We start from the raw sequence: 257 nt of genomic DNA on the forward strand, positions 1-257 counted from the left end.
GCGGGCGACGGCGGTGCGCTTCGCGCACGAGGAGCTGGCGCCCCGCGTGCCCGGGAACACGGTGGAGGTGCGCGTGCCGCCCTTCGGCGCCGCCCAGTGCCTCCCCGGGCCCCGGCACACACGCGGCACCCCGCCCAACGTCGTGGAGATGGTCGCCGTGACATGGCTGTCCCTGGCCACGGGGCTGACGACCTGGGTGGACGCGACGGCGGCCGGCGGGGGGGGGGCCCCCCGGCGGGGGGGCGGGCCCCGCGCCC

General features: G+C 81.3%; 1 protein-coding gene. It reads left to right on the forward strand.

Annotated elements, in window-relative coordinates:
- Nucleotides 1-257: sterol carrier family protein (locus tag KVS67_RS12270; protein WP_254629370.1), on the forward strand; the 257-nt coding region annotated here is incomplete at both ends.

The sequence above is a fragment of the Micrococcus sp. GbtcB5 genome (genome assembly GCF_019091605.1).
Lineage (GTDB): Bacteria > Actinomycetota > Actinomycetes > Actinomycetales > Micrococcaceae > Micrococcus > Micrococcus luteus.